At 60.6% G+C, this 24,482-nt stretch carries 21 protein-coding genes and 2 pseudogenes; 9 read left to right on the plus strand and 14 right to left on the minus strand.

The features are described from left to right. Positions 1 to 2 precede the first annotated feature (2 nt). The 3 genes from CKV99_RS05985 to CKV99_RS05995 all read left to right on the plus strand — a co-directional run bounded on the left by CKV99_RS05985 (position 3) and on the right by CKV99_RS05995 (position 3,148). A complete protein-coding gene (locus tag CKV99_RS05985; RefSeq protein WP_092260059.1) occupies positions 3 to 950 on the plus strand; it encodes an amino acid ABC transporter permease in 948 nt (315 codons plus the stop codon). After that, a complete protein-coding gene (locus CKV99_RS05990) occupies positions 950 to 1,723 on the plus strand; it encodes an amino acid ABC transporter ATP-binding protein (RefSeq protein WP_092260061.1) in 774 nt (257 codons plus the stop codon). Before CKV99_RS05985 ends, CKV99_RS05990 begins: the two co-directional genes overlap by 1 nt. 174 nt (positions 1,724 to 1,897) lie before the next feature. Beyond that, on the plus strand, positions 1,898 to 3,148 hold the full coding sequence (locus CKV99_RS05995; protein ID WP_092260063.1) for an HNH endonuclease signature motif containing protein: 1,251 nt from the start codon (positions 1,898 to 1,900) through the stop codon (positions 3,146 to 3,148). Between the two features lie 121 nt (positions 3,149 to 3,269). Here the strand turns inward: CKV99_RS05995 and coaD are convergent, their stop codons facing one another. From coaD to CKV99_RS06025, 6 genes are read right to left on the minus strand one after another with little or no spacing between them, the layout of a single operon-like run. Beyond that, a complete protein-coding gene (gene coaD, locus CKV99_RS06000; protein ID WP_092260065.1) occupies positions 3,270 to 3,746 on the minus strand; it encodes a pantetheine-phosphate adenylyltransferase in 477 nt (158 codons plus the stop codon). Beyond that, positions 3,747 to 4,343: an RsmD family RNA methyltransferase gene (locus tag CKV99_RS06005; protein ID WP_092260143.1), complete on the minus strand. Its 597-nt coding sequence runs from the start codon at positions 4,341 to 4,343 to the stop codon at positions 3,747 to 3,749. 38 nt (positions 4,344 to 4,381) lie between these two features. Beyond that, on the minus strand, positions 4,382 to 6,475 hold the full coding sequence (locus CKV99_RS06010; protein ID WP_092260067.1) for an ATP-dependent DNA helicase RecG: 2,094 nt from the start codon (positions 6,473 to 6,475) through the stop codon (positions 4,382 to 4,384). Between the two features lie 3 nt (positions 6,476 to 6,478). After that, complete coding sequence (locus CKV99_RS06015; protein ID WP_092260069.1) at positions 6,479 to 8,011, minus strand: DAK2 domain-containing protein; 1,533 nt, start codon at positions 8,009 to 8,011, stop codon at positions 6,479 to 6,481. Positions 8,012 to 8,022: 11 nt separating this feature from the next. After that, positions 8,023 to 8,691 (minus strand): uracil-DNA glycosylase, encoded by a 669-nt coding sequence (locus CKV99_RS06020; RefSeq protein ID WP_092260071.1) that lies wholly within the window; start codon positions 8,689 to 8,691, stop codon positions 8,023 to 8,025. Beyond that, positions 8,673 to 9,638 carry a thiamine-phosphate kinase gene (locus tag CKV99_RS06025; RefSeq protein ID WP_092260073.1) on the minus strand — a complete coding sequence of 322 codons (966 nt, stop codon included), beginning with the start codon at positions 9,636 to 9,638 and terminating at the stop codon, positions 8,673 to 8,675. The genes CKV99_RS06020 and CKV99_RS06025 overlap by 19 nt, the downstream gene beginning before the upstream one ends. 34 nt (positions 9,639 to 9,672) lie before the next feature. Here CKV99_RS06025 and CKV99_RS06030 point away from each other — a divergent pair, with 34 nt between their 5' ends. After that, positions 9,673 to 10,632 carry a DUF3515 domain-containing protein gene (locus tag CKV99_RS06030; protein ID WP_092260075.1) on the plus strand — a complete coding sequence of 320 codons (960 nt, stop codon included), beginning with the start codon at positions 9,673 to 9,675 and terminating at the stop codon, positions 10,630 to 10,632. Between the two features lie 43 nt (positions 10,633 to 10,675). Here CKV99_RS06030 and CKV99_RS06035 read toward each other — a convergent pair whose 3' ends face one another. Both CKV99_RS06035 and CKV99_RS06040 read right to left on the minus strand, forming a co-directional pair. Continuing rightward, positions 10,676 to 11,743 (minus strand): D-alanine--D-alanine ligase family protein, encoded by a 1,068-nt coding sequence (locus CKV99_RS06035; protein WP_092260077.1) that lies wholly within the window; start codon positions 11,741 to 11,743, stop codon positions 10,676 to 10,678. A 35-nt stretch (positions 11,744 to 11,778) separates the two neighbouring features. Next, positions 11,779 to 12,777, minus strand: a complete 999-nt coding sequence (locus tag CKV99_RS06040; protein WP_092260079.1) for an NAD(P)H-dependent glycerol-3-phosphate dehydrogenase — start codon at positions 12,775 to 12,777, stop codon at positions 11,779 to 11,781. A gap of 113 nt (positions 12,778 to 12,890) precedes the next feature. Here CKV99_RS06040 and CKV99_RS06045 point away from each other — a divergent pair, with 113 nt between their 5' ends. Beyond that, positions 12,891 to 13,892, plus strand: coding sequence for an NUDIX hydrolase (locus tag CKV99_RS06045; protein ID WP_092260081.1), 1,002 nt, complete (start codon positions 12,891 to 12,893; stop codon positions 13,890 to 13,892). Here CKV99_RS06045 and leuD read toward each other — a convergent pair. Next, positions 13,889 to 14,479 carry a 3-isopropylmalate dehydratase small subunit gene (gene leuD / locus CKV99_RS06050; protein ID WP_092260083.1) on the minus strand — a complete coding sequence of 197 codons (591 nt, stop codon included), beginning with the start codon at positions 14,477 to 14,479 and terminating at the stop codon, positions 13,889 to 13,891. The genes CKV99_RS06045 and leuD overlap by 4 nt on opposite strands. A 66-nt stretch (positions 14,480 to 14,545) precedes the next feature. Further along, positions 14,546 to 15,976, minus strand: a complete 1,431-nt coding sequence (gene leuC / locus CKV99_RS06055) for a 3-isopropylmalate dehydratase large subunit (RefSeq protein ID WP_408607554.1) — start codon at positions 15,974 to 15,976, stop codon at positions 14,546 to 14,548. A gap of 48 nt (positions 15,977 to 16,024) precedes the next feature. Here leuC and CKV99_RS06060 point away from each other — a divergent pair, with 48 nt between their 5' ends. Further along, positions 16,025 to 16,750, plus strand: coding sequence for an IclR family transcriptional regulator (locus tag CKV99_RS06060; protein WP_092260086.1), 726 nt, complete (start codon positions 16,025 to 16,027; stop codon positions 16,748 to 16,750). 37 nt (positions 16,751 to 16,787) lie between these two features. On the opposite strand, the gene CKV99_RS06065 is transcribed toward CKV99_RS06060, so the two are convergent. Continuing rightward, on the minus strand, positions 16,788 to 17,762 hold the full coding sequence (locus tag CKV99_RS06065) for an SLAC1 family transporter (RefSeq protein ID WP_092260088.1): 975 nt from the start codon (positions 17,760 to 17,762) through the stop codon (positions 16,788 to 16,790). Between the two features lie 70 nt (positions 17,763 to 17,832). On the opposite strand from CKV99_RS06065, the gene CKV99_RS06070 reads away from it, so the two are divergent. Together CKV99_RS06070 and CKV99_RS06075 are read left to right on the plus strand one after the other, a co-directional pair. Further along, complete coding sequence (locus CKV99_RS06070; protein ID WP_092260090.1) at positions 17,833 to 18,720, plus strand: LysR family transcriptional regulator; 888 nt, start codon at positions 17,833 to 17,835, stop codon at positions 18,718 to 18,720. Between the two features lie 97 nt (positions 18,721 to 18,817). Beyond that, positions 18,818 to 20,752 carry a solute carrier family 23 protein gene (locus tag CKV99_RS06075; protein ID WP_092260092.1) on the plus strand — a complete coding sequence of 645 codons (1,935 nt, stop codon included), beginning with the start codon at positions 18,818 to 18,820 and terminating at the stop codon, positions 20,750 to 20,752. A 15-nt stretch (positions 20,753 to 20,767) separates the two neighbouring features. Here the strand turns inward: CKV99_RS06075 and CKV99_RS06080 are convergent. Continuing rightward, positions 20,768 to 20,956, minus strand: a pseudogene (locus tag CKV99_RS06080) (Y4yA family PLP-dependent enzyme); the annotation flags it as partial. Between the two features lie 174 nt (positions 20,957 to 21,130). Continuing rightward, the gene (locus tag CKV99_RS06085) at positions 21,131 to 22,420 is read right to left on the minus strand and encodes an alpha/beta hydrolase (RefSeq protein WP_092260095.1); all 1,290 of its coding nucleotides are present in this window, start codon (positions 22,418 to 22,420) and stop codon (positions 21,131 to 21,133) included. Positions 22,421 to 22,606: 186 nt separating this feature from the next. Here CKV99_RS06085 and CKV99_RS06090 point away from each other — a divergent pair. Then, positions 22,607 to 22,795: pseudogene (locus CKV99_RS06090) on the plus strand (IS1634 family transposase); the annotation flags it as partial. A gap of 53 nt (positions 22,796 to 22,848) precedes the next feature. Here CKV99_RS06090 and CKV99_RS06095 read toward each other — a convergent pair. After that, positions 22,849 to 24,201, minus strand: coding sequence for an RNA-binding domain-containing protein (locus CKV99_RS06095; RefSeq protein WP_231910192.1), 1,353 nt, complete (start codon positions 24,199 to 24,201; stop codon positions 22,849 to 22,851). Between the last annotated feature and the right edge of the window lie 281 nt (positions 24,202 to 24,482).

Raw genomic sequence — 24,482 nt, forward strand, 5'->3', positions numbered from 1 at the left:
CCATGGCTTCTACATCTCAGCAAAGCGCGGGGCACTCCCGCCCGGAAAGCATCGAGCGTATTGAGGCCAAGCCGCTGCGCCACCCCGGACGCTGGGTGCTCGCCGCCGTCATCATCGCACTGGTGGTGTGGTTTGTCATCGGTGCCGCCCGCAATGAGGCGTACGGTTGGGACACCTACTTTGCGTATTTGTTTGACACGCGCATCGCCGTTGCGGCGCTGCACACCATTGCAATTACCATTCTGGCAATGATCATCGGTGTTGTCGGCGGGGTGTTGCTTGCTGTGATGCGCATGAGTGACAACCCGATCTTTAAGGCCGTCGCCTGGGTATTCCTGTGGGTTTTTCGCGGTACCCCAGTGTATGTGCAGTTGATGTTCTGGGGTTTGCTAGGCGCGTTGTACCAGTCGATCAACCTTGGTTTTACCGAGATCTCGTTGGAGGCGCTGACCTCGTCGGCGTTTATGCTTGCAGTTCTGGGCCTCGGCTTGAATGAGGCCGCCTACATGGCCGAAATTGTTCGCTCCGGTGTGTCCTCGGTGCCAGAGGGGCAGGTTGAGGCGTCGAAAGCCCTCGGTATGAGCTGGGGTCAAACCATGCGTCGTACCGTGCTGCCCCAGGCGATGCGCATCATCATCCCGCCCACCGGTAACGAGTTCATCTCCCTGCTGAAAACCTCGTCACTGGTGGTTGCGGTGCCGTACTCACTGGAACTGTACGGCCGGTCCATGGACATCGCCGCCGCCCTGTTCGAGCCGGTCCCCATGCTGCTGGTCGCCGCCACTTGGTATCTGGCCATCACCTCGATCCTGATGGTAGGCCAGCACTACCTGGAGAAGCACTTTGAAAAGGGCGCCACCCGTGAGCTGACGGCCCGCCAGCTCGCAGCGCTGGCCGACGCCGAGGGCACCGTCCCCGGCAACGTCAATGTCGTCGAAAGGAACAAGTAATGTCTGCACCATCTGTGCCCATGATTAAGGCCGACCGGGTATGGAAGTCTTTCGGTAGCCTTGACGTGCTCAAAGGCATCAACCTGGAGGTCCCCGCCGGCAACGTGACATGTTTGGTCGGGCCGTCAGGTTCCGGTAAGTCCACCTTGCTGCGCTGCGTGAACCACTTAGAGAAGGTCACGGCGGGGCGCCTCTATGTTGATGGCGAGCTGATCGGCTACCGCGAGAAAAACGGTGTTTTGCACGAGATCAGCGAGAAGGATGCGGCGAAGCAACGCACCGGAATTGGTATGGTCTTCCAATCTTTCAACCTGTTTTCGCATCGCACCGCTCTGGAAAACATCATCGAGGCCCCCGTGCAGGTCAAGGGCGAGTCCGTCGAATCCGCGAAGAAACGGGCGAGGGAGCTGCTTGACATGGTCGGCCTGGCGGCGAAAGCCGATGCCTACCCCGCCCAGTTGTCCGGTGGGCAGAAGCAGCGCGTGGCGATCGCGCGCGCCGTTGCAATGGACCCCAAATTGATGCTTTTCGACGAACCCACCTCCGCTCTCGACCCAGAATTGGTGGGCGAGGTGCTTCGCGTCATGCGCCAACTTGCCGATGACGGCATGACCATGCTGGTTGTCACCCATGAGATGGCGTTTGCCCGCGAGGTGGCTGACAACGTGGCGTTTATGGACGGTGGCGTGATCGTGGAGTATGGGACGCCTGCTGAGGTGTTGGATAATCCGCGGGAGGAGCGCACCCGGGAGTTCCTCTCCAGGATCTTCTAAAACCACTTACGTTGCCGGAAGCGCTGGCATAAAGACCGGGGAATTATACCCCGTTTTCGGCACGATCTTCGGGTGATGTGTTTTTCTGTGGATAGAAATGTTGTTTTCCACAGATTTCGGACATTGTGTACTCGCCCCTGGTGGCCGAGGAGCTCACACCATAACGTCAGTGTTGTGAACATCAACGACATGCTCCGACAGGAAAGCACAGCAGCCATGACCCTGCTTGCTGACCTGCAGCCACCCGCGGACCTGATCGCCGCCGGGGTGGAACCAGACGCTGTTGACAACGCCCACGCCCTCTACGAGATCTACTACGGCACCACCACCTCCACACGCAAACAATACGAAGCCCGCAGCCACGCCACCAACAACCAGCTCGGCTTCCACCGCCTGCACGCCATCGAAAAAGCAGTAAGCAAGCTTTACGACGACACCAAGGCCTGGGCACTACGCCACGACCTCACCCGGTTTTCCGGCAGGAAGAACAAATACGACTTCGCCGACTACGCCAAAAAGAAACTCGCCCACTACAACCGCGACGCACCCGCACCACAACCAAAGAAGAATTTCCGAGTCACCAACCACTCCACCGGCGAATCCTCCATGAGCATCCGCGGTAACTCAGCGACTATCCGCGAATTCGAACACGCTGTACGCGAACGCGCCCACGCTGATGGCATCACCACCGCCGACGCTGCCACCCGCACCCTCCACGACCTGATCAACACCACCCCAGGTTCTACCACCAGTGCTGCTGAACCGACCTACGTGATGAAACTGCTGGTCTGGCTCGATGACCTCACCGCACTGCTTGACGGCGACACCTCTGACCCCACGGTGGTCTCTACCACTGGCGCGACCATGCCACTGACCCAAGCACTAAGCAAAAAGATCCACCCCCGCTTAGAGATCATCGGCTTAAGCCCCGCCCATGGGGCAATCGGCCTAGCCTATGCCAACAACCCACTAGAGAGTTGGGACAACACAATCAACACCCGTGCTGAGTTAGAAGCAGAACAAGCCCGCCGCGCCCAGGCCGGCGAGCCTGCCCTCCCGCAGGCCGCAGTCGACAAAGCACTCAGCAGACATGGCACCACCAAAGACCGGGCCTTATTAGAAGCCAACCAAACAGTGTGTGCCGGGTTAGGTTGCTCAGTCCCAGCCGCCTACTGCGAAATCAACCACAATATCCCGCACTCCAAAGGTGGGCTCAGTGTGCTCACCAATATGTGCCTGCTCTGCAAATACCACAACGGGAAAGCAGGCGCCGAAGAACACTACACCAACGCCGGTGGCATCCCCCACCGGATCCTTCCTGGCGGCAGACTTAAAGCCAACAACCACCAGCTAGCCACCCTGTCACCAGTGCGCCGAAAATACACCCAACGCGGCTCACCCGACCAAACACCCACACCAACCTAGCCCACCACCAAACGACAACAGCCGTCCAGAACCCCACCACAAATAAAGGGGGATCTGAACGGCTACACGTCGTTGCCCAACGCGACCCCCAGCACGGTGAGGAACGCAACAATACGCAAGATCACAAATACTTGGCATTCATTGCGCGCAGCACGGCGTTAGGAACCAACCCGGTGATGTCGCCGCCGTACTTGACCACTTCCTTGCATAACGACGACGAAACGTAGCCGTACTTCTCATCCGTCATGAGGAAGAAAGTCTCCACCCCCGACAACCGGCGATTCATCTGTGCCATGGGCAGCTCATAGTCGTAGTCCAGCGAGGAGCGCAGGCCCTTCACCAGCGCGCCCACACCATGCTTGGTGGTGTAGTCGACCAGCAGCCCGCCCCAAAAATCCACGCGCAGGTTGGTGATATCGGCGGTGACCTCGCGGATCAGTTCAACGCGCTCCTCGATGCTAAACAGTCCGGTCTGCTTGGTGGGGTTACCTGTGACGAGCACGGTCACCTCATCGAAGTTGCGGGCAGCGCGAGCAAAGATGTCGAGGTGACCGTTAGTAACGGGGTCGAAGGATCCGGGGCAGACCGCGATCGTCATCTAGTTACTCCTTTCGTGCTGGTCATGCTGGTCGTGCTTCTCATACACCGCCATGTCCATGCGCGCGATGCCGTACAGCCGTTTCTTCAGCTTCTGCCCCGTCGGAGTGTAGCCTGCCGGCCAGGCAGTTTCCGGCGATTCCCGGTGCCTTTCGACGACTACGGCCGCCCCGTCCACCAGCGCCGGCTTCAGCGCTTCGAGCATTTCTACGACGGATTCGTCGGCAAGCTCGTAGGGTGGGTCGGCTAGCACCATGGAGAAGTAGTCGCGGGGCGCGCGAGCCAGATAGGTCGATGCGGCTACCGGTTCGATGGTGACGTGCGGGTGGCCGACCACGTCGGCGTTGTGTTCGATGATGGCCACAGCCCGCGGGTCATTGTCCACCAGCACGATCTCGTCGGCACCGCGCGAGGCGGCTTCCAACCCCAGCGCACCCGACCCGGCGAACAAGTCGAGGACTATTTGCCCCGGGAATCCGAAGCGGGCGTCCAGCGATGAGAACAGGCCTTCGCGGGCACGGTCCGATGTTGGGCGTGTGCCTTCAGGGGGTACTTTGATTTTGCGGCCACGGGCTTCTCCGGCAATGATGCGGTTCATGCCGGCCAAGTATAGTCGGCGCGCGTGGGTGCCCGCCGTTAGCTCTTTTCGAGGTATTCCAGGTCTTCCTGTTCCAGGTCAGCCACGAGGGCTCGGGCTTGCTCGGGGTGCTTATCGACGAATACTTCTGCGTCCTCGTTCGCTCGGTGGATGATCTCGAAATCTTCGGTGAGGCTGAGTAGCTTGAGGCGTCGCTCGGTGCCGGATTGTGATGTTCCCAGCACATCGCCTTCGCTGCGGGTGGCCAAGTCCAGCTCGGCGAGTTCGAAACCATCGGAGGTGTCGGCGACGGCAGCCACACGGCGGAACTGGGGTGTGCCTTCGTCGGCAAGCGTGTGGAATAAACACAGCGACTTGTGCCCGCCACGGCCAACCCGCCCGCGCAGCTGGTGCAGCTGGGACACACCGAAGGATTCGGACTCGCGGATCAGCATCACTGTGGCGTTGGGTACGTCCACGCCGACCTCGATGACGGTGGTAGAGACAAGCACGTCGATGCCGCCGGCGGCGAAGTCTTTCATGATGGCGTCTTTGTCGTCGCCTTTCATCCGCCCGTGGAGCACGCCTACGGTCAGCCCGGCGAACTCGGTGTTGTGCACATGCTCGGCGACTTCCAGCACCCCGCCGTCGCCTTCGATGCGTGGGCACACCACGTATGCTTGGTGGCCGGCGTAGACTTCCTCCCTGATTTTCTCCCAGGCACGCGCGACCCATTTGGGGAAAAATTCGGGCACCACTGACGATTGGATTGGTTTACGCCCGCCCGGTAGCTCACGGAGCGTGGATACTTCGAGGTCGGCGAACACGGTCATGGCGATGGTGCGCGGGATTGGGGTGGCCGTCATGACCAGCATGTGGGGGGTGTAGCGTTCATTTTTAGTGCGAAGCTGGTCGCGTTGCTCTACGCCGAAGCGGTGTTGCTCATCGACAACGACGAAGCCGAGGTCGAAGAAGTCCACCGAGTCTTGGATCAGGGCGTGCGTGCCGACGACAATATCTGCTTCACCTGTGACGATAGCCAGCAGTGCTTCCTGTTTCTGCTTGGTGGTCATCGACCCGGTCAAGGCCACAACCCGGACGGGCACACCTGCGTCCATCAGCGTGATCTGCAGGGAGCGGGCGTGCTGCATCGCCAGCACCTCGGTGGGGGCCAGCAACGCGCACTGTTTTCCGTTGTCGATGGCCTGCAGCATGGCCAGCAGGGCAACGATGGTCTTTCCGGAGCCAACTTCACCTTGCAGCAGGCGCATCATGGGGCGGGTCCGCGCGAGGTCGTCGGAAAGCTCTGCGACCACCTGCTGCTGCCCGCGTGTGAGGGGAAACGGTAGTCCGCGCACCATGGCGTTTTGGTCGCGGCCTTCTACCGGTGGCAGCGCCGGTGCGGTCTGGTGGCTCGCGTCCACCCGACGCAGCGCCATGACCAAGGCGATTGACATAGCCTCGTTATATTTCAGCCGGCGCACCGCCTCCGCTGGGCCAGCGGGGCCGGGCTGATGGATGTGGCGCAGCGCGTCGTCGAAGGCAATGAACCCGTCGGGGGTGTCGCCGAGTGGCTCGTCCAGCGGCGGGATTGATTCCAGAATTTTGTGCACCGCCCCCATGATCGTCCACGTACTGGCCCCCCGCACCGCTGGGTAGACGGGCAGAAAGTCGCGGCCGTCCAACATCTCACCCAAGTCGCCGAATTTGCCCAGCTGCAGCAGGGCCCCACTGGCTTTCCCTGTGCCGTCCAAAAACACGTAGTCTGGGTGCGACAGTTGCGGTTGTCCACGGAAAAACTTCAAGGCGCCGGTGACCATTAATCGTGTGCCTACCGTCAGCAAGTTCTCCAGGTAGCGGGCGTTGAAGAAGCTGGCCTCGAGTTGGGATAGCCCGTCGTCAAGCGTGATCTTGAGCAGAAATTTACCCTTGGGATACAGCTTGGTCACGTCCACCACGGTGCCCATGAAACTGACGGTGTCGCCCTCGGTGGCGCTCAGCAGCGCCTGTGAACTGCCGTAGTGCAAGTATTTCCGCGGGTAGTGCTCGAGCAGCTGTTGGCATTCGCTCATTCCCAGGTGTTTCGTGATCTTCCTGGCCTGTGGCAGCGGCAGCACCTGCCCGAGTTGGCGCGTGTCCCGAAACCCTAGCATCGCCTATTCCACCCCGATCTCCGCTTCAACATTGAGCCCGTCAGCGGGATAAACCACCACGTCGACACCGAGTGCGGTGGCAAGGGCATCGTCGTGAAGCGCGTCGTTCATCGTGTGGTCTGCATGCACCAGCAGTGTTACTTGCTCCCCACCGGATTCCAGCAGGCGGTGGCAGCACGCCACGACGGTTTCTGCGAGCGTGTCGCCCACCGCGACGATATCGCCGTGGGAATGCGCCAGCATGTCTCCTTTCGCGCACGCGCCTGCTTGGGTCAGGGCTGCGCGTTCTGCGCGCGTGACGACGGCGGTGCGCATCTCTCCGGCGGCCTCACTCATCGTGTAGGACGCGGTAGCCAACGGTTGGTTCGGGTCATGTACCGCCAGCGCCGCGATCCCGGACACCAACCGCACGGTGGGCAGCAGCATGATCGACTGCTCGCACGCGCTGGTGGCCTTCTCCACAGCTACAAGGGCGCGGTTGGGTACCAAGCCGTTAGGCAGCAGGACTACTTCCTGGGCTCCAGAGGCGCGGATTGTGGCGAGGATGTCGCTGACTACGTTGTCGCCGGGAGCAATGACCCAGGCGCCGGCCTGTTGGTAAAGCTCCGACAGTGAGCCCGGCGGCGTGACAGCAAGCACCGCGCGTTCTGGCGTCGTGGTGCGCGGGCCTTCGGGCAGGATCTCCAGGCGCAGGTCGGTGACCTCGCCGTGGGCGAACGCTGTCTCAATGACTGTGCCTGCTTCTGTGGAATGGATGTGTACTGTCGCTTCGGTGTCGCTGGCGCGGGCGACCATCAGCGAATTACCCAGCTCCGCAAGGCGCTTTTCCAGCGCGGCGATGTCTCCGCGGTAAAAGAACATGACTTCGAGTTCGCCCTGGGCGTGTACTGGCTCGGTGCTTAACGACGAACCCTCCGATACTTGCCCGGTGACCTCCTGGTGGAGAGTGTCGAGCAGCACGACGAGCCCGGCTCCCCCGGCGTCGACTACTCCTGCCTCGCGCAGCACGTCGAGCTGGGAGGGGGTATTGGCCAGGGCTGTACGCGCGGCGTCGCGGGCGGCGGTGGTCACTGAGAGAAGAGACCCGTCGGCGGTTGCGCTCGCCGCTGTGGCAGCAGAACGCAGCACGGTGAGCACGGTTCCCTCCACGGGGTCGGCGATCGCCCGATCAACGAACTCCACAGCCATGGTCAGAGCGCGGGCGATGGCCTCTGCCCCAATTGGGCCGGCGGAAGCCGACTGCGCCAAACCGCGCAGCACCTGGGACAGCACCACGCCCGAGTTACCGCGCGCGCCACGCACACTGCCTGTGGCCAAGGCTTCGGCCACTTTGGGGGCGGGGGCATCGTCGTCAAGCGTGGCGACTTGTTCCACGGCAGCTGCCATGGTGTGGGCCATGTTGGATCCGGTGTCGGCATCGGGGACGGGGAAAACGTTGAGCGCGTTGATCTCCGCGCGGCGGCGGTTTAATTCGTCGGCGGCGTGGGCGGCCCACGCGCGCAGGCGCGGGCCATCGAGCTCAACAGGATAGGACATGGGTCTTAAGCTTACAGCTGCCAGTTCACAGGCGCTGCACCTTGCTGTTCCAACGCGGCATTCGCCCGTGAAAAAGGCCGAGAGCCGAAAAAACCGCGGCGCGCCGACAGCGGCGATGGATGTGCGCTGGTAATACACGGCGTATCCCCCAGAAATTGCTGGGCGGTCTGGGCGTCGCGGCCCCACAGGATTGCCACCAGTGGTTGATCGCGCTGCGCCAGGGCAGCAATGGCGTGTTCGGTCACCAACTCCCAGCCCTTCCCGCGGTGGCTGGCCGCCTCGCCGGGGCGCACCGTGAGCACCCTGTTGAGCAGCATCACGCCCTGATTGGCCCAGGCGGTGAGATCCCCATCGGCCTTGGGGGCCACGCCGAGGTCGTCGTTAAGCTCGGCGTAAATGTTGACCAGGCTGCGCGGGGCCGGCACGCCAGGGGCGGTAGAAAAACTCAATCCCATCGCGTGGCCGGGCGTAGGGTACGGGTCTTGGCCGACGATGAGTACTTTGACCGCGTCGAACGGGTCGTGGAACGCGCGCAGCACATCCTTGCCGGCGGGCAGGTACGCAGGCTCGGCACGTAAAAAGTCGCCCATGCGGTGGATCTGCTCGGCGACCGGTTCAAGCACCGGCCTCCACGACTCGTGAACTGGAAGCGGAGTATTAATCATGAGAAACTTTGCCATCCTTTTTTGTAGGTGGGCGGGCGATTGTCCACCGTAACGCCCTGGCCCTTGGTTACTTGCCCGATGGAGCGGAATCCGCTCGGCGCTTTCCCGTTGGTGGTGCCCAGTAACGTGTGGTCCTCCCCGCCGGACAGGACCCACTGCCACGGGTCTACACCCAACAGCTCGCCGGCCTCTTTCAGCAGCGCATCCGGGGCGATGGCCACGGGCGAAAGATCAATGCCCACACCCGAGCGCCGCGCGATGATGCCGAGGTCGTGCACGAGACCATCCGAGTTGTCGGTCATCGCAGTAGCGCCAGCACTGCGGGCGATCACCCCTCGGCCCGGTGTTAGTTCGGGGGCCTGGTGGGCGTCGATAAGCGGATGAAGACGCTCCGGTACCTTAATGCCGGATGCCAGCAAGGCGAGCCCCGCCCCGGAATAGCCGATCCTGCCGTGCGCCACCACACGCTGGCCGGGACGGGCCGCATCGAGGGCCAGTTCCGGCAGGTTACCGCCTAGCGAACCAATCGCTGTGACCGACAGGACCAGCTGCTGCCCCGCCGTGAGATCGCCGCCGACCAGCTCCGCGGCAAACTGATCGCACCGGGCCGCAATGCCCTGCGCCAGGCCTTCGATAACGGCCAGCGGCGTGGACTCGGGGGCGGAAATTGCCAGCAGCGCGGCCTGCGGGCGCGCCCCCATCGCCTCAACGTCAGCAAAATTCTGCACGATCGCTTTCCGGCCCACCTGGTAGGGGGTGGTCCACGCCGGGTTGAAGTGGCGGCCTTCCACCAGCATGTCGGAGGTGGCCACGGCGCGTGAATTGGGCGAAGCGTGGTGTAGGACCGCTGCGTCGTCGCCGTTGATGTGCGACGGTGCGGCGGCCATAATCGTATCGATGGTGGCACGCTCACCGACTTCACCGACGGTCGGGCCGGTTGTGGGAAAACCCATGCTAATCATGGAAAGGGCAGGCCTTTCAGTAGACTTATCAGGTATGTCTGACGATACATCGTGCGACGGCCTCCAATTTAACCGCACTCCGGTCTATATCAGCCTGGCAATCGCGATTGTGCTCGTGGTTGCGGTTTTATTCGGCGCGAAATGGTACTTCGACCAGGCCACGAATACTCCGGTAGCGATGGGTGCCGTCGATGCGCCCGAGGCGGATTCGCCGCAGTGCCAGTCGCTTATCGACGACCTGCCTGATGAGCTGTTAGGCCACGACCGGGCCGAACTCACCGAACCTAAGCCCGCCGGTGCAGCTGCGTGGCAAACCACCGAGATTGAGCGCATCACTTTGCGCTGTGGTGTGGCGGTCCCGCTGCAGTACGACGAGTACGCGCAGACCGAACAGATCAATGGTGTGGAGTGGTTGCGTGTCGACGATTACACGCCCGAATCGACTCTGTCCACCTGGTACACCGTGGACCGCTACCCCGTTGTGGCTGTGACTGCTGATGACCACGCCTTGGGTGGCGCCGAGAATCCGGTAGAGAACGTGCCCGTCGGCCAGTTGGAGCAGCGTGAGGTGGAACCTTATCCGGCGCCGCTGTCGAATCTTGCTGCTGGCGATGCTAGCGTCGCCGGCGCATGTGCCACGCTGATGGAAACGTTGCCGGAGGACGTGGCAGACGGATACTCCCCGCTGGCGGCCAACACTGGTGGCGCGGAACTCGACCCGGACACGGCGGTGTGGACGGCTCCTGGCGCAGAATCGATTGTGCTGCGCTGTGGTGTGGCCGATCCCGAGAACTACCAGCCTGGCGAGCAGCTGCACCAGATCAATGACGTGACGTGGTTTGAAGACACCCAGCTGATTAACGGCTCGACGGCATCGACCTGGTTCGCGTTGGGGCGCGAGGCCAATGTTGCGGTGAGTATGCCGCAGTTTGTGGGGAATTCGGCCATCGTGCGCATCACCGAGGCCATTGAGAAGGCGTTGCCCGCGGAGTAAAACGGCACCGGCCGCGCCGAGCGCCGGGCCGGCCGCGCCGACGTTAACGACGAGCGCCTTGCGTCTCGCCTGCCAGCGCGGTCTGGATCAAGGTGTCCAGCAGCTCGCCGTAGGCCACTCCAGCGGCGGCAAAAACCTGCGGGTACATGGAGATCGACGTGAAACCTGGCATGGTGTTGATCTCGTTGAGCACAGGCCCGTCTGCGGTGACGAAGAAGTCTACGCGCGCCAGTCCGGTGCAGTTCAAGGCACGGAACGTTTCTATTGCCAAAGCTTTGATCTGGCGCACCGTGTCCTCGTCGTATGGTGCTGGAATTTCGGCGGAGACAACATCGTCGAAGTATTTGGTTTCGTAGCCGTAGAAGCCTTCGTCGGACTCGTTGGTGCCCACCAGCAGTGCCGGCGGTGAGGCCACGATGGTGCCGTCTGGGTATTCGAGTACGCCGACCTCGACCTCGTCGCCAACCAGTTCGGCTTCGATGATCACTTTGTCGTCAGACTCGCGGGCTAGGGCAACCGCTGCGGGTAGGTCGGCCCAATCGTCGACACGCGAAATGCCGATCGAGGAGCCGCCGCGCGCAGGTTTCACAAACACGGGTAGGCCAAGGCGTGCTTTTTGGTCTTCGGGCAGCACGTCGCCGTCGCGGAGGATGAACTCGTCAGTGACCGGCAGGTGCTCGGCAACCATGAGCTTTTTGGTGAACTCTTTGTCTTGGCCGCACGCCGACGACAGCACGCCGGTGCCCACGTATGGGATGCCGCTCATCTCCAGCAGGCCTTGGATGGTGCCGTCTTCGCCGAACGGGCCGTGCAGCACAGGGAAGACAACATCGACGGTGGCTAGCAGTGCGCCGGAGTCCACCGAGGTGATTTGGCCGCGGCGGGTGGGGTTAATGCTCAGTGCCACCTCGGGGCCGGCCGCCACACTTGGGCGCTGAACCCCGGCGACGGGATCTAGGACGCCTTCGACCCACACGCCGTCGCGGGTGATGCCAATGGGCACGATCTCATATTTGGCCGTATCCAGCGCTGCCATGATCGACGCGGCGGAGATGCATGAGATGGAATGCTCGGTGGACTGGCCACCATAAATTACTGCTACACGAATCACAGGTTAAGACTACCTTCTGCTCTTCGGACTTTTGTTTATTCCGACTTTTTGGACCGGCCCATCAGCGCCACCACCATGTCGCCTACGCTCATGCCACGGTGGCACACGGCGTACACGGCCTGGGTAATGGGCATTTCCACACCCACGGTTCCCGCCAGGTCGAACACGCTTTTCGACGTGGTGACCCCCTCTGCTACCTGGCCCTGCGTTGCCGCTGTAGCCTGCTCCAGGGTGCCGCCCTGGCCTAGTTGGAAGCCAAAGGTGCGGTTGCGTGACAATGTTGAATTACACGTAGCGACGAGGTCTCCGATGCCGGCCAAGCCCGCAAATGTGCGGGGGTCTGCACCAAGGGATGTGCCTAACCGGGTGATCTCTGCCAGGCCACGGGTGATCACGGTGGCCAGCGTGTTTTCGCCAAGGCCACGGCCTGAGGCCATGCCACAGGCCAGGGCGATCACATTCTTGCACGCGCCGGAGATTTCACAGCCGATCACGTCGGTATTGGTGTACGGGCGCAGGTAGTTCGTGGCGCACGCGGCCTGTACAAGTTTGGCGCGGTTTTCGTTAGTGCACGCTATCACGGTGGCTGCCGGTTGTTCGTCGGCGATCTCCCGTGCAAGGTTGGGGCCGGTGAGAACGGCGATCTGGTTGCGATCAAACCCGGTGATTTCCTCAATGACCTCCGTCATGCGCTTGTAGGTGCCGGTCTCTATCCCTTTAGAGATGCTCAGCAACGTCGCATCGGCTGGCAGCAGCGGTGTCCAGGCCTGCAAATTCTGGCGCATGGTTTGCGACGGCACCGCGAACACCACAATGGCTGCGTTGTCCAACGCGCGAGTGGCGTCGCTGGTGGCCACGATCGATTCTGGTAGTTCCACCTCGGGTAAATAGTCCGGGTTGCGCCGGGTGGTCGCGATCGTGCTGGCGAGTGCGTCACGACGAGCCCACAACGTCACCGTATTACCCGCATCGGCAAAGACTTTGGCCAGCGTGGTTCCCCACGAGCCAGCCCCCATCACCGCGACGTTCACCATCTGCAGTTCCCTTCTGTGTCGTTGCCTTAGTATTCGTCGAAAAGCGAATAATTCATTCAGGTTTATCTTAGATCAAATGGCGCGACGGTCCCGCATGCGCCACAATTGGAAACATGGGTAAACACACCGCTTTGCATGAAACGGATAAAGACACGCGTGGCGAGAAGTGGGTGACGGGACGTTTGCAGCGGATCCCCAATCGGCCAATCAAAGAATTCGCCAACACGACATTGGCCGCTGGTGCCGTGCTGTGGCGCCTCGACAACACCGGCGCGATTGAGGTGGCGTGCATTCACCGCCCGCATTACGACGATTGGTCGCTGGCCAAGGGCAAGGTGGACCCGATGGAGTCGCTGCCGGTGACTGCGGTTCGCGAAATCAAAGAGGAAACTGGCTATGACGTGCGCCTGGGCAAGCTACTCGGCAAAACCATCTACCCTGTTGGCGGCGCTATGAAGGTGGTGTACTACTGGACCGGCGAGGTCACCGGCGGCGAGTTTGTACCCAACGACGAGGTTGATGAGATCCGTTGGCTGCCGATGGGCCAGGCGCAGGAATTGATGACCTATGAGCTGGATACAGCGGTGTTGATGAAGGCGGAGAAGCGGTTGCGCACTCCGCCGTCGGCGCGTGTGTTGTTTGTGCGTCACGCCAAAGCGCATGATCGGGAGAAGTGGGATGGCGATGATGATCTGCGCCCGCTGGAGAAGAAGGGCCGCCACCAGGCCGAGCTGTTGGTGCCCATGCTCACCGCGTTCGGGCCGACCCGGATCTATTCGGCGCTACCGGATCGCTGCCAGCAGACAGCTGCCCCGCTTGCCGACGAGCTGGGGATTGACGTGGTCGTCGATAAGCGATTTGGCGATGACGGCTGGCTCGAATCGCAGGTGAAAGCTCAGCGCGCTTTTATGGACGTGGTTGAGGACGGTGGCGTGAGTGTGATCGTTGGCCAGGGCGTGATCATTCCGGACATGATTGCGTGGTTGTCTGCGCGGGGGCGGCTGCCGATCGACGACGAGATCAAGGCGAAAAAGGCCAGTGTGTGGGTGCTGTCGTTTGTTGACGGCGAGTTAACCGGCGCCGACTACATGCCCAGCCCTCTTCCGGTGCGTTAGCTCACGGCTGGTTTGAACGCGGGGCGGGCCACCTCGTAGTCGACGATGTGGTCTTCTTCGCGCAGGGTCAGGCCGATGTCGTCGAGTCCTTCCATCAGCCGCCAGCGGGTGTAGTCGTCAATGTCGAAGGTGTAGGTGGAGTTGCCCACGGTGACGGTGCGGTCTTCCAGCGACACGGTGACTTCGAGGCCTGGCTGCTCGTTGAGCTGCTTCCAGATCAGTTCGATGTCGGACTCGCTCATGATGCCCGCGAGCAGGCCGGCTTTGCCGGAGTTGCCGCGGAAGATGTCGGCAAAGCGGGGGCTGAAGACGGCTTTGAAGCCGTAGTCCATCAGCGCCCAGACCGCGTGTTCGCGCGACGAGCCGGTGCCGAAGTCTTCGCCTGCGAACAGGACGGAGCCGTTGGCGTACGGCTCTTGGTTGAGCACGAAGTCTTCTTCTTTGGTGCGCCAGTTGTGGAACAGGCCGTCTTCGAAGCCGGTGCGGGTGACGCGTTTAAGGAAGACGGCGGGGATGATCTGGTCGGTGTCGACGTTGGAGCGTTGCAGGGGCACGCCGACGCCGGTGTGGGTGGTGAATTGATCCATGAGGTTTGTCCTTTTCTGAAGCTGTAGATGCGAGCTCTTTGCCCGTAGATGCGAGCTTGCGAGCATCTACAGGTCTGCGGGGCTTGCGAGGTGGCCGGTGATAGCGGTGGCTGCGGCAACCAGTGGGCTGACCAGGTGGGTGCGTCCGCCTGGGCCTTGGCGGCCTTCGAAGTTGCGGTTGCTTGTCGACGCTGAGCGCTCCCCTGGGGCGAGCTGGTCTGGGTTCATGCCGAGGCACATGGAGCAGCCGGCGGTGCGCCACTCGGCGCCGAAGTCGGTGAAGATTTTGTCGAGGCCTTCTTCTTCTGCTTGCTGTTTCACCAGCGTGGAGGAGGGCACGACCATCATGCGGGTGCCGTCGGCAATGCGCTTGCCTTCGATCACGGATGCTGCTGCGCGGAGGTCTTCGATGCGCGCGTTGGTGCAGGAGCCCAAGAATACGGTGTCGATTTTGATGTCGCGCAGCGGGGTGCCGGGCTCAAGGTCCATGTACTTCAGTGCCTTTTCTGCCGCTGCTTTGGAGGACTCGTCGTGGAAGTCTTCTGGGCTTGGCACGGTTGCACCCAGTGGGAGGCCTTGGCCTGGGTTGGTGCCCCAGGTGACAAATGGGGTTAGTGCAGACCCGTCGATTTCGACGACGGTGTCGAACTTGGCGCCCTCGTCGGTAGGTAGGGTCTTCCAATACTCCACTGCGGCGTCCCAGTCGGCGCCCTTGGGTGCAAACTCGCGGCCTTCGACGTAGTCGAAAGTCTTTTGGTCGGGTGCAACCATGCCGGCACGCGCACCGGCTTCGATGGACATGTTGCAGATGGTCATGCGGGCTTCCATCGACAGCTTTTCGATGGCCTCGCCGCGGTATTCGATGATGTGGCCTTGGCCGCCACCGGTGCCGATCTTTGCAATGATCGCCAGGATTAAGTCCTTGGCTGTCACGCCGTCGGAAAGCTCGCCGGTGACCTCGATCGCCATGGTCTTAAACGGCTTTAGCGATAGCGTTTGGGTGGCCATGACGTGTTCGACCTCGGAGGTGCCAATCCCCATGGCAATCGCGCCGAAAGCGCCATGGGTGGAGGTGTGTGAGTCGCCGCACACGATGGTCATGCCGGGCTGGGTGATCCCCAGCTGCGGGCCAACGGTGTGCACGATGCCTTGCTGCACATCTCCCATGGGGTGAAGGCGCACGCCGAATTCCTCGCAGTTTTTGCGTAGCGTTTCTACTTGTAGGCGCGAGGTTTGTTCTTTGATTTCGAGCAAGTTGCCGGTTTTGATGCCTTCGGTGGGCACGTTGTGGTCTTCGGTGGCTAGGTGGAGTTCGGGGTGGCGCATTGCGCGTCCTGCCATGCGTAGTCCGTCGAATGCTTGGGGGCTGGTGACTTCGTGCAGCAGCTGGAAGTCGATGTAGATGAGGTCGGGTTCGCCATTCTCACCGTGCTTGACCACGTGGTCGCGCCACACTTTTTCTGCCAGTGTCAGCGGCTTGTCTGCCTTGTGGGCCATGTACATCTCCTTGCTTATCTCACCAGATGGGATGGTAGTGTTCGTTCTATGGGAAAGTATAGCGCAGCCTCCGGAATTCAAGTACTTGACCGTGCCGTGGCGATCCTGCACGCCGTGGCCGCAGCCGGTCCACACGGCATGAGCTTGCACGACATCACCGACACCACCGGGATCCCGCGCGCCACAACCCACCGACTTGCCACAGCCCTTCAAGCCCATGATCTTCTCACGCGCACGCCCGACAGCACGTGGACAATAGGCGACACTTTACGACGATTAGCCCCCTCCTCTCCTCCCCCACTACTTACGGCCGCTTTGCCGATCATGGAACAACTGGTAGCCACAACCGGCGAGTCAGTCCAGCTGTACCAACTCACAGGCGCCACCCGAACTTGTATTGCTGCCCAAGAGCCACCGGTGGGCCTCCACAACACGGTAGCGGTGGGATCTCAACTGCCACTCACCCACGGGTCAGCAGCCCACGTCTTTGCGGCTCACTCACAGACTGATCAGTCTGGTTTTTCCGAGGCAGACCTTCGCGCAGTTCGCGAGCGTGGTCTTGCCGAATCCGTCAGCGAGCGCGAGCCGGGCCTTGCCAGCCTGTCGGCCCCCGTATTTGACCAACATGCAGAGCTTATCGCTGTGCTGAGCGTCTCGGGCCCAGCAGAGCGTCTTGGACCTTCACCGGCGAAAACATGGGGCGCGCAGCTCACCAACGCCGCCCAACAATTGACCCGCAGCGTCGCCGGACTAACTACACTGAACCCGTCGTAAAGTTCTTGCTCCACTGTGCACTGGTGCGACCGTCGGATTAGCTGTGAGCGACGGACGCCTCGCGTCGCCGCTGCGCGTTGTCCACCGCGCCAGGCGATTCGCGGGTCAGCCACCCCACCCAGCGCGCCACACACGCGCTCCAGTGGATCACTAGCAAGCAGAGGAACACAACACTGACGGTGTCCAGCCAAGCGTATCCGGTGGTTAGCGAGAGGTAGTGCGCGCCCAAGGAAATCGTGCCCGTGGGGAATGTGGACCCCCACCAACCGGGGCCGTATTCCTGCCAGCGGACTACCGCCGGCCAGAAGCGGCTGGCCGCGTACGCTACCAACACGATGCCCACAGTAAACATGACGGTCCCATGGAGCACGCCGTACCAGCCGCCGAACAGCACTTGGGCTGCCGCGGTTGATTGGCCTACAATACCCAGCGGAATCCAGGCGGTACCCGCGGCCGCACCGGCTGGTACGAAGTTACCGCGCAGCACCTCCGCATAGGCGCGCGCGAAGATTGGAATGCCTGTCACCAGCGACAGCACAAAGCAGCCGGTGCCGATATACCAGTAGATAGGCCCGTGCTCCGGAGCTAACTGGCCACCGCCGGTTGCGCCCACCATGGGAGCCACCAACGCCAGACCCCACGTAAAGTTCGGCGCTCCTTCAAACCCGCGCAGCTGCAGCAGACACACCCAAATGCCCAGTGCGGTGCCTACCCACCAGGTAACTATTTGGAACATGTCGGCCCCGGTAACCGATGCCCAGGCAGAACCCAACGCCAGAATGCCCATGGCGTACATTCCCCATGGCCCCATTTTGAGGTGGGTGAACGCAGGGGTGCGGTGCATGATCCAGCCGATGGTGATGTAAAAGAAGATGCCTGCTGCCACGATCGCAAAGATCCACGGCACCACGGGCCACCCGTGCAAGTCCGTCAAGGTGGCTGCAATGGAGGTGCCCATCAGCGATCCGGCCCAGGCGGGCCCCGGCGGTGGCAACTGCACAGGTTTTGTCATATGTGCGATATTAAATTCACCACCCTGTCCCGCGGGAGTCCATGCACATGGTGAGGGGTACCATGAAACCATGTACCCAACACTGCCCGCGTTCGATGACTTGCAGGCGTTGCATCACGTAGCCCGCACCGGATCCATCTCGGCAGCTGCGCGCGAACAAGCCATCCACCAGCAGACGATGAGCACACGCATCGCCCGCGCCGAGAAAACTCTGGGGCTGACAGTTTTTAACCGCTCCCCGTACGGTGTAACCATCACCGAGCGCGGTGCGAAGGTCATTAAGGCGCTGCCGGCCCTGTTCGAAGCAGCCGGCGAGTTCACCGCGCTTGTCGCCGCGCTTAACGACGACACCTCCGCCCGCCACCTTCATATCGCGGTGTCGAATACGGTTGCGGAGCTGTACTACCCTGTGTGGGCAGCCCGGTTCCACGCGCTCTATCCCACTGTGCAGTTGGCGATGCGCCAGGCTAATTCCACTGGTGTGCGCGATTTGGTCACCTCCGGGGAAGTCGCAGTGGGCATTGTTGAGGGCGGAACCACTCCGCATCATCTCGAGGAAACAGACCTTGGCACAGATGAACTGGTGCTCGTCGTCACGCCCGACCACCCGTGGGCGGGTACTACCGCTACCGCCGAGATGCTGCGCACCACTGCGCTGGTTGTTCGCGAAAAAGGCTCTGGTACTCGTGGGGTCGTCGAGGATGTTCTCGGTACTCTGTCCACCCCGGCTGGTGAGTTCGGTTCCTTGGCATCGCAGCGCGCCGGTATCGTCGCCCTCGGTGCTCCTGGTGTGATCGCGCGGGGCGCGGTGGCTGACCAGATTGCGCTGGGCCGACTGGTGGTCGTCGATACGCCCGGACTGACGTTTGTGCGCCACCTCCACGCGGTGCGCCTGCGCGGGGCCTCCCCCAACGATGATGCAGAGGCGCTCATCCACGTCGCGCGTTCTGAGATGTGAGGTGCCGCGAAGACTGCCCCATTCGTACTTTCTTTGTTCCTGCGATTAGTCTGTGGGCGTCATTCAATATTTGCTTCGCCCCTTCAAGGAGGACTTCGTGGCTACCGTCGCCCCGGAATCGCCCAAGCACACCCCGCAACACCCAGTTGATGCCGTCCCGCCAGCCCCGAAGTTGGCGGCGCTCGGCTTTCAACATGTCCTTGCGTTTTACGCAGGTGCGGTGATCGTTCCGTTGCTGATCGCCAGTTCACTGAACCTGGATACCGCTACCACTATTCACCTCATCAACGCGGATCTTTTAACCTGCGGTATTGCCACGATCATTCAAGCAGCCGGTATCGGCCGCCACATTGGTGTGCGCTTGCCAATTATCCAGGGCGTGACGACGACCGCGGTCTCCCCGATCATTGCGATTGGCTTGGGTGCTACCGATGGCGCTGGTGGCGTTGCTAGCTTGCCGACGATTTATGGCGCCATTATCGCCGCTGGTCTTTTTACTTTCTTTGTGGCCCCGTTGTTTGGGCGGTTTTTGAAGTACTTCCCGCCGGTGGTGACGGGTTCGGTGCTGTTGGTGATGGGTACTTCGTTGCTGGCGGTGTCTGCTAATGACTTGGTGAATTATGCCGATGGGGTGCCAGCCACCCGAGATGTGGTGTATGGCTTCGGCACCATTGTGGCGATCATTGTGGTGCAGCGTTTCTTCAAGGGTTTCTTGGGTACGTTGTCGGTGCTGATCGGCTTGGTGCTGGGTACCGGTGTTGCGCTTGTTCTTGGTGATGCCAACTTTGACGATGTAGCCACCGCCGATGCGTTCGGTATCACCACTCCGTTTTATTTCGGTGTGCCGCAGTTTGATCTGATTGCGATCTTTTCCTTGATCATCGTGATGGTGATTACCATGGTGGAGACTACCGGCGATGTGTTTGCTACCGGCGAGATTGTGAAAAAGCGCATCCGCCGCGGCGATGTGGTCCGCGCGATCCGGGCTGACGGCCTGTCCACCGTGATCGGGGGTGTGATGAACTCTTTCCCGTACACCTGCTTCGCCCAGAATGTTGGTTTGGTGCGCTTGACCGGGGTGAAGTCGCGCTGGGTCGCGGTTGCTGCTGCCGGGTTCATGATTCTTCTCGGCCTGTTGCCCAAGGCCGGTGCGATCGTGGCGTCTATTCCGTCGCCAGTCCTCGGTGGTGCTTCGCTGATCCTGTTCGCCAACGTGGCATGGGTGGGACTGCAAACCATCGCGAAGGCCGATATCTCTGATGGGCGCAACGCCACCATCGTCACCGCAGCCTTGGGCCTGGCCATGCTGGTCACGTTCAAGCCGGATATCGCCCAGGTGTTTCCGGAGTGGGCGCGCGCGTTTGTGTCCTCGGGTATGTCGATTGGTGCGATCACCGCGATCGTGCTCAATATTTTCTTCTTCCACGTGGGCAAGGATGAAGGTGCTTCTGTCTCGCGTGCCACCGGCAGGGATATAACACTTGATCAGCTCAACGCTATGGACCGTGACCAGTTTGTTGCAGCCCTGCGCCCACTGTTTAATAATGAGACTTTCCCGCTGGAGGCTGCGTGGCAGTCACGCCCGTTCGGCGACGTCAATGAGTTGCGCGCCGCGATCCAGATCGGCGTGCTCACCGCCGAGCGGGAACAGCGCGAACGCTTGATCCACGACTACCCGGCCATGGATGAGCTCCTTCTGGCAAGCGATGAGGACGCCCCCAGCATTTCTGCAGACCGCGGATCGTTCGGCCTCGATGATCTCGACGATGTTGACGTGGAGCGCGTAACGACGATCGCCGCGGAGTACCGCAATAAATTCGGAATGCCGTTTGTTGCCTACTTGGACACCAATGACACTGTGGACAGTGTTGTGGAGCAGGGGCTGCGCCGTTTAGCGAATTCCCCGGAACAGGAACACCGCGCCGTGCTCACTGAAATCATCGAGATCGCTAATGACCGCTTCGACTTATTGCTTGCCGACGCCAACCCCGTCCGTTCCGCCTGGGACCGTAAATTCACCGAAGTGGAATAGTGGATGGCGCTGTGGTTAGACCGTGTCCCTGCCGGCATCGATGCCATCGAGCGTTCCCGGTGGGTAGACCACGTTGTGGGCCAACGGGATTTGGTGCGAGGCGCTATCTAAGATGTGCATGAAATAGCCGGCAGCCACGCCCTGGGGGAAGCGGATGGCGTGGCGCAGGATCGCGCGCGGTGTGATCTTTCGCGCTGCCACCAGGGTTCAACGCCTCGAGGTTTGCCCACAGTGCCACACCTGTTGGGCGGTTAGTTGAACCGAAGTGGTCGAAGCTGACAAGCGGGGTATCGCCTAGCAGGTCCGGTGTCACGGTGCCGGATGAAACTGTGACGCAGCCGACACAGGCGCTCGTCGAGAAGCGCGGCTAGCGGCGCCTTACTCCACGCCAATCGCAGGCCCGATCGTGGGCCAGGACTTGCGCATCAACTTCTCAAACACACCCCACGTGTGTGTCCCTTCCACCAGCGGATACCAGGTAACTTCGAGGCCTTGCTTGCGCGCCTGGTCCACGAAGTGCGCGGAGCACGCATACGAGGCCATCTCAATACCCATCTGAGCATTGATGCGCGACGAAAGTGGAGCAGCATCAATCTCGCCGGGCACGCCCTGGGCCGAGCCCACAAACACCGCAGTATCGCGCAGCGCATCAATGTGCAACACCGGCGAGTGCGCAGCCCACGCTTCATCGCCAGGCAGGCCCCACATTTTGGTGGGGTCTGCCCCATTCATGGTCACCCCGGACCACGCGTAGCTAAGCCCCAGCACACCCGTGGTCGACGGGCAGCCGGAATACGAGCCCGCCGCCTTGAAACGCTGTGGGTCCAGCGACGCAATTGCCAGCGCTGGCCCGCCTGACATCGAGATCCCCGCTATAGCATCGCGGCCGGTGCCGTGGAATAACTCGTCGACAAGCGGCGGAAGCTCCCGGGTGAGGTAGGTGCTCCACTTGTTGGTGCCGGTGGCCACATCTTCCTCGTACCAATCAGCCTGCATGGAGCTAACAGACCCTTTCGGTGTGACCACGTTGACGTGTTTATCCGCGAAAAATTCCTGGTAGTTGCTGGAGTTGTACCAGCTGTAACCGCCAGCGGCACCGTCGGCACCCATCATCAAGTAGAAGGTGGGGCGCGCAGCAATGTTGTCGGGCCCGCCCGGCAGCAGAATATCATTTTTCACCAGGCGGTCCATCGACGGCGAATACACCGTAAACTCGTACACATTGCCCTCGAGGTGGCGGATGTGGCGAAATTCGGCAGGGGGTGCGTCTGGGTCCGGGAAAGTCGTGGCCGCGTTGCTCGAGCCGGAGCTTAACGACGATCCTGTCACCCCCGCCATGCCTTCAAACATGGCCGAGCCCAGCGGGCCTTCTGCCAGTTCTGCCAGCGTGATCGCAGGTGCCGCGGACAAAGGCACCGTAGAAGACAAGCTTGAGGCCGCAGCGGCTGCCGACGATGCGTCATGCGCACTCGACCCGATCGACGAGTACTGCCCATGCGGATCAGAGCTGGTAGAACTGTACGAGCGTGCTGGGGCCTGGGCGTGGGCTACCGGTGGCAGGGCGGTGCTAGCCAGTGCCGTGCTCGCTAGAACGGTGCCTGCTAGAGCCGTGGCCGCGAGCGCGGGCCGGACTACGTTCAGCAGGTCTCTCCATAGAGTTGTGATCATGAACGTACTGTACCCGGCCGCAGTTACAGCTTGAGGTAGAAGAGGGACCTCAAGGCGAGGATGTCCAAGAACGTAAACACTTTCTGGGCACACGCCGTCCGGACACGCCACTGCCTTCAGTGACCGAAATCTCTTTTTTACCTATGAGAGATACGTAGTGCCTCATGTCAAGATGAGCGCGAAATGATTGTGATGCCTGCACTGGCTATCAGCCGGATGATGGAAAACGCCACTGGGCTGAGCATCAAACGACTCGTACGAACCTTAAAGAAATACCGCAACTTCGAACTAAACATCAATGGGCAAACTATTCACGCCGCTATACCGCTACCACCCGATGTGCAAAACCTCATCAATAAGATCAAGCAAACCTAATAGTTGCGGCTATTCGGCACTAAAATGACGTAAGTCGGGAAAAACTCACTGGTCTAACGCAATGGGCCTTCCACACTCCACGCTGCGCGCGGATCATTGGGGCCCTTACCCTGCCACTGGATAATCCCGTTCTGCCGCAACGCTTGTAATGCCCTACGGGCTGAAGGGACAGAAATTCCAACTGCCACGGCTACCTCGCCAGTAGACAACGGCACCCCATGTAGATGAAGAGCAGCTAGCACCGTGTCAGAGTACTTTGGCAGCAAGCGCAAGCGATCGTCGTTAAGCTTCTGCTCAGTGGAAAGGGTAAGCAACACGCTGCCACTAGTCTGCTGATAAATCGGATCCTGAAAACCAACCCGGCGCATACCAGCAAACATCCTTCGAATACCCTCCCCCAGCTCCTGGCCAACATTCAATTCCGCCATGACACGGGCAACTAACGGGTTGCGCGCAAAACGGGCGATCGATTCCGGGCGCGATGGATCCGCCAACCCAGGAAATCGACCCGGGCTGGAAATGGAGATGCGATCAGGAAAAATCTCAAAACGAATGTGATCACCGATCAAGCTATAAGAACGGTGGATGACAGCGTTAACCAACCCCTCAAGCCACACCTCATGCGGAATCAGTGTATGTTCTTCAAAAATTCCACTTGTACCTAGACGTTTAACAGTAGGCAAAACTTCCAGAATAAAATCCTGGGCCTGCCGAATCTGCTGAGGAAGTGGCCCCTCAAACCGCTGATCCTGAACTAACTGCTGCTGATACCCCGGCAGCCGGTGAGGCTCATTCCACACCAATACCCGCACGTGAGCGTTGTGGAAACGCTGCTGCGGTTGCGGATGGAAAAGCAAGTAAGCCGCAGTGGTTACTTCCTCTTTAGCCGTAACCAGGTGGTGTGCCCGCAGGGCATCATAAGCACTGGCCGAACCGATCCGTTGTGCATACTCTTCTACTCCCACGAGCTCCTCGATTGCCACATCAGTCAAGGGTGTGGCATCAAATTGCTGTTCACCTTTGGTGTAGCGGAGCTCCAAAACTTCATCAAGATTGAGGGCACGTGTTTCATCACCAACACGAAGAAAACAATCTCCCCCCATTGTGTAATGGACGCGCGCACTTGGTTCAATAACAAATAAAAGAAGGGTTTGACCTTCGACTTCCTCTTCCCGTATGTCGACGACAACAGTTGGATCAGTGTGATCAAACGTTGTTTGCCGCAAATCATTTTCCTGCTTGGCACTCGGCTTGCCCTCGAAGTTGCCCTCACGAATACCCACGGCAATAGTGCCACCTTCAGCATTAGCAAACCCAACGATTGTTTTCGCAAGATCCCTGGGCTTGATACGAAAAGATTTCCTTTCAAACCATTGATCTTCGGGGCGGATTAACCAGTCATTCATGGCACTCATTTCACTCGAAAAATTTTCGAGTAGGTTTCGAGTAGGTGAGTTTGCGCAGATCAATCGGTGTGCAGACTGTTTCGAGTAGCTTTCGAGTAGGTTTCAAGTAGCGCGGGAACGGCTTTGGTGTGGGCTGGTTTTGCCGTGTCTGTGGTGTTGCGATTGCAAGCCTGTGCCTTGGCACCCTACGTGCTACAGCAAACGCCACAGTAAGGACACATGACACAGCCAAACAAAAGCACATTCGGTTGTCAGTTTTTGAATTTTCTCGCGCGAAAACG

Origin of the sequence: Corynebacterium cystitidis (assembly GCF_900187295.1) — a bacterium.
GTDB lineage: Bacteria > Actinomycetota > Actinomycetes > Mycobacteriales > Mycobacteriaceae > Corynebacterium > Corynebacterium cystitidis.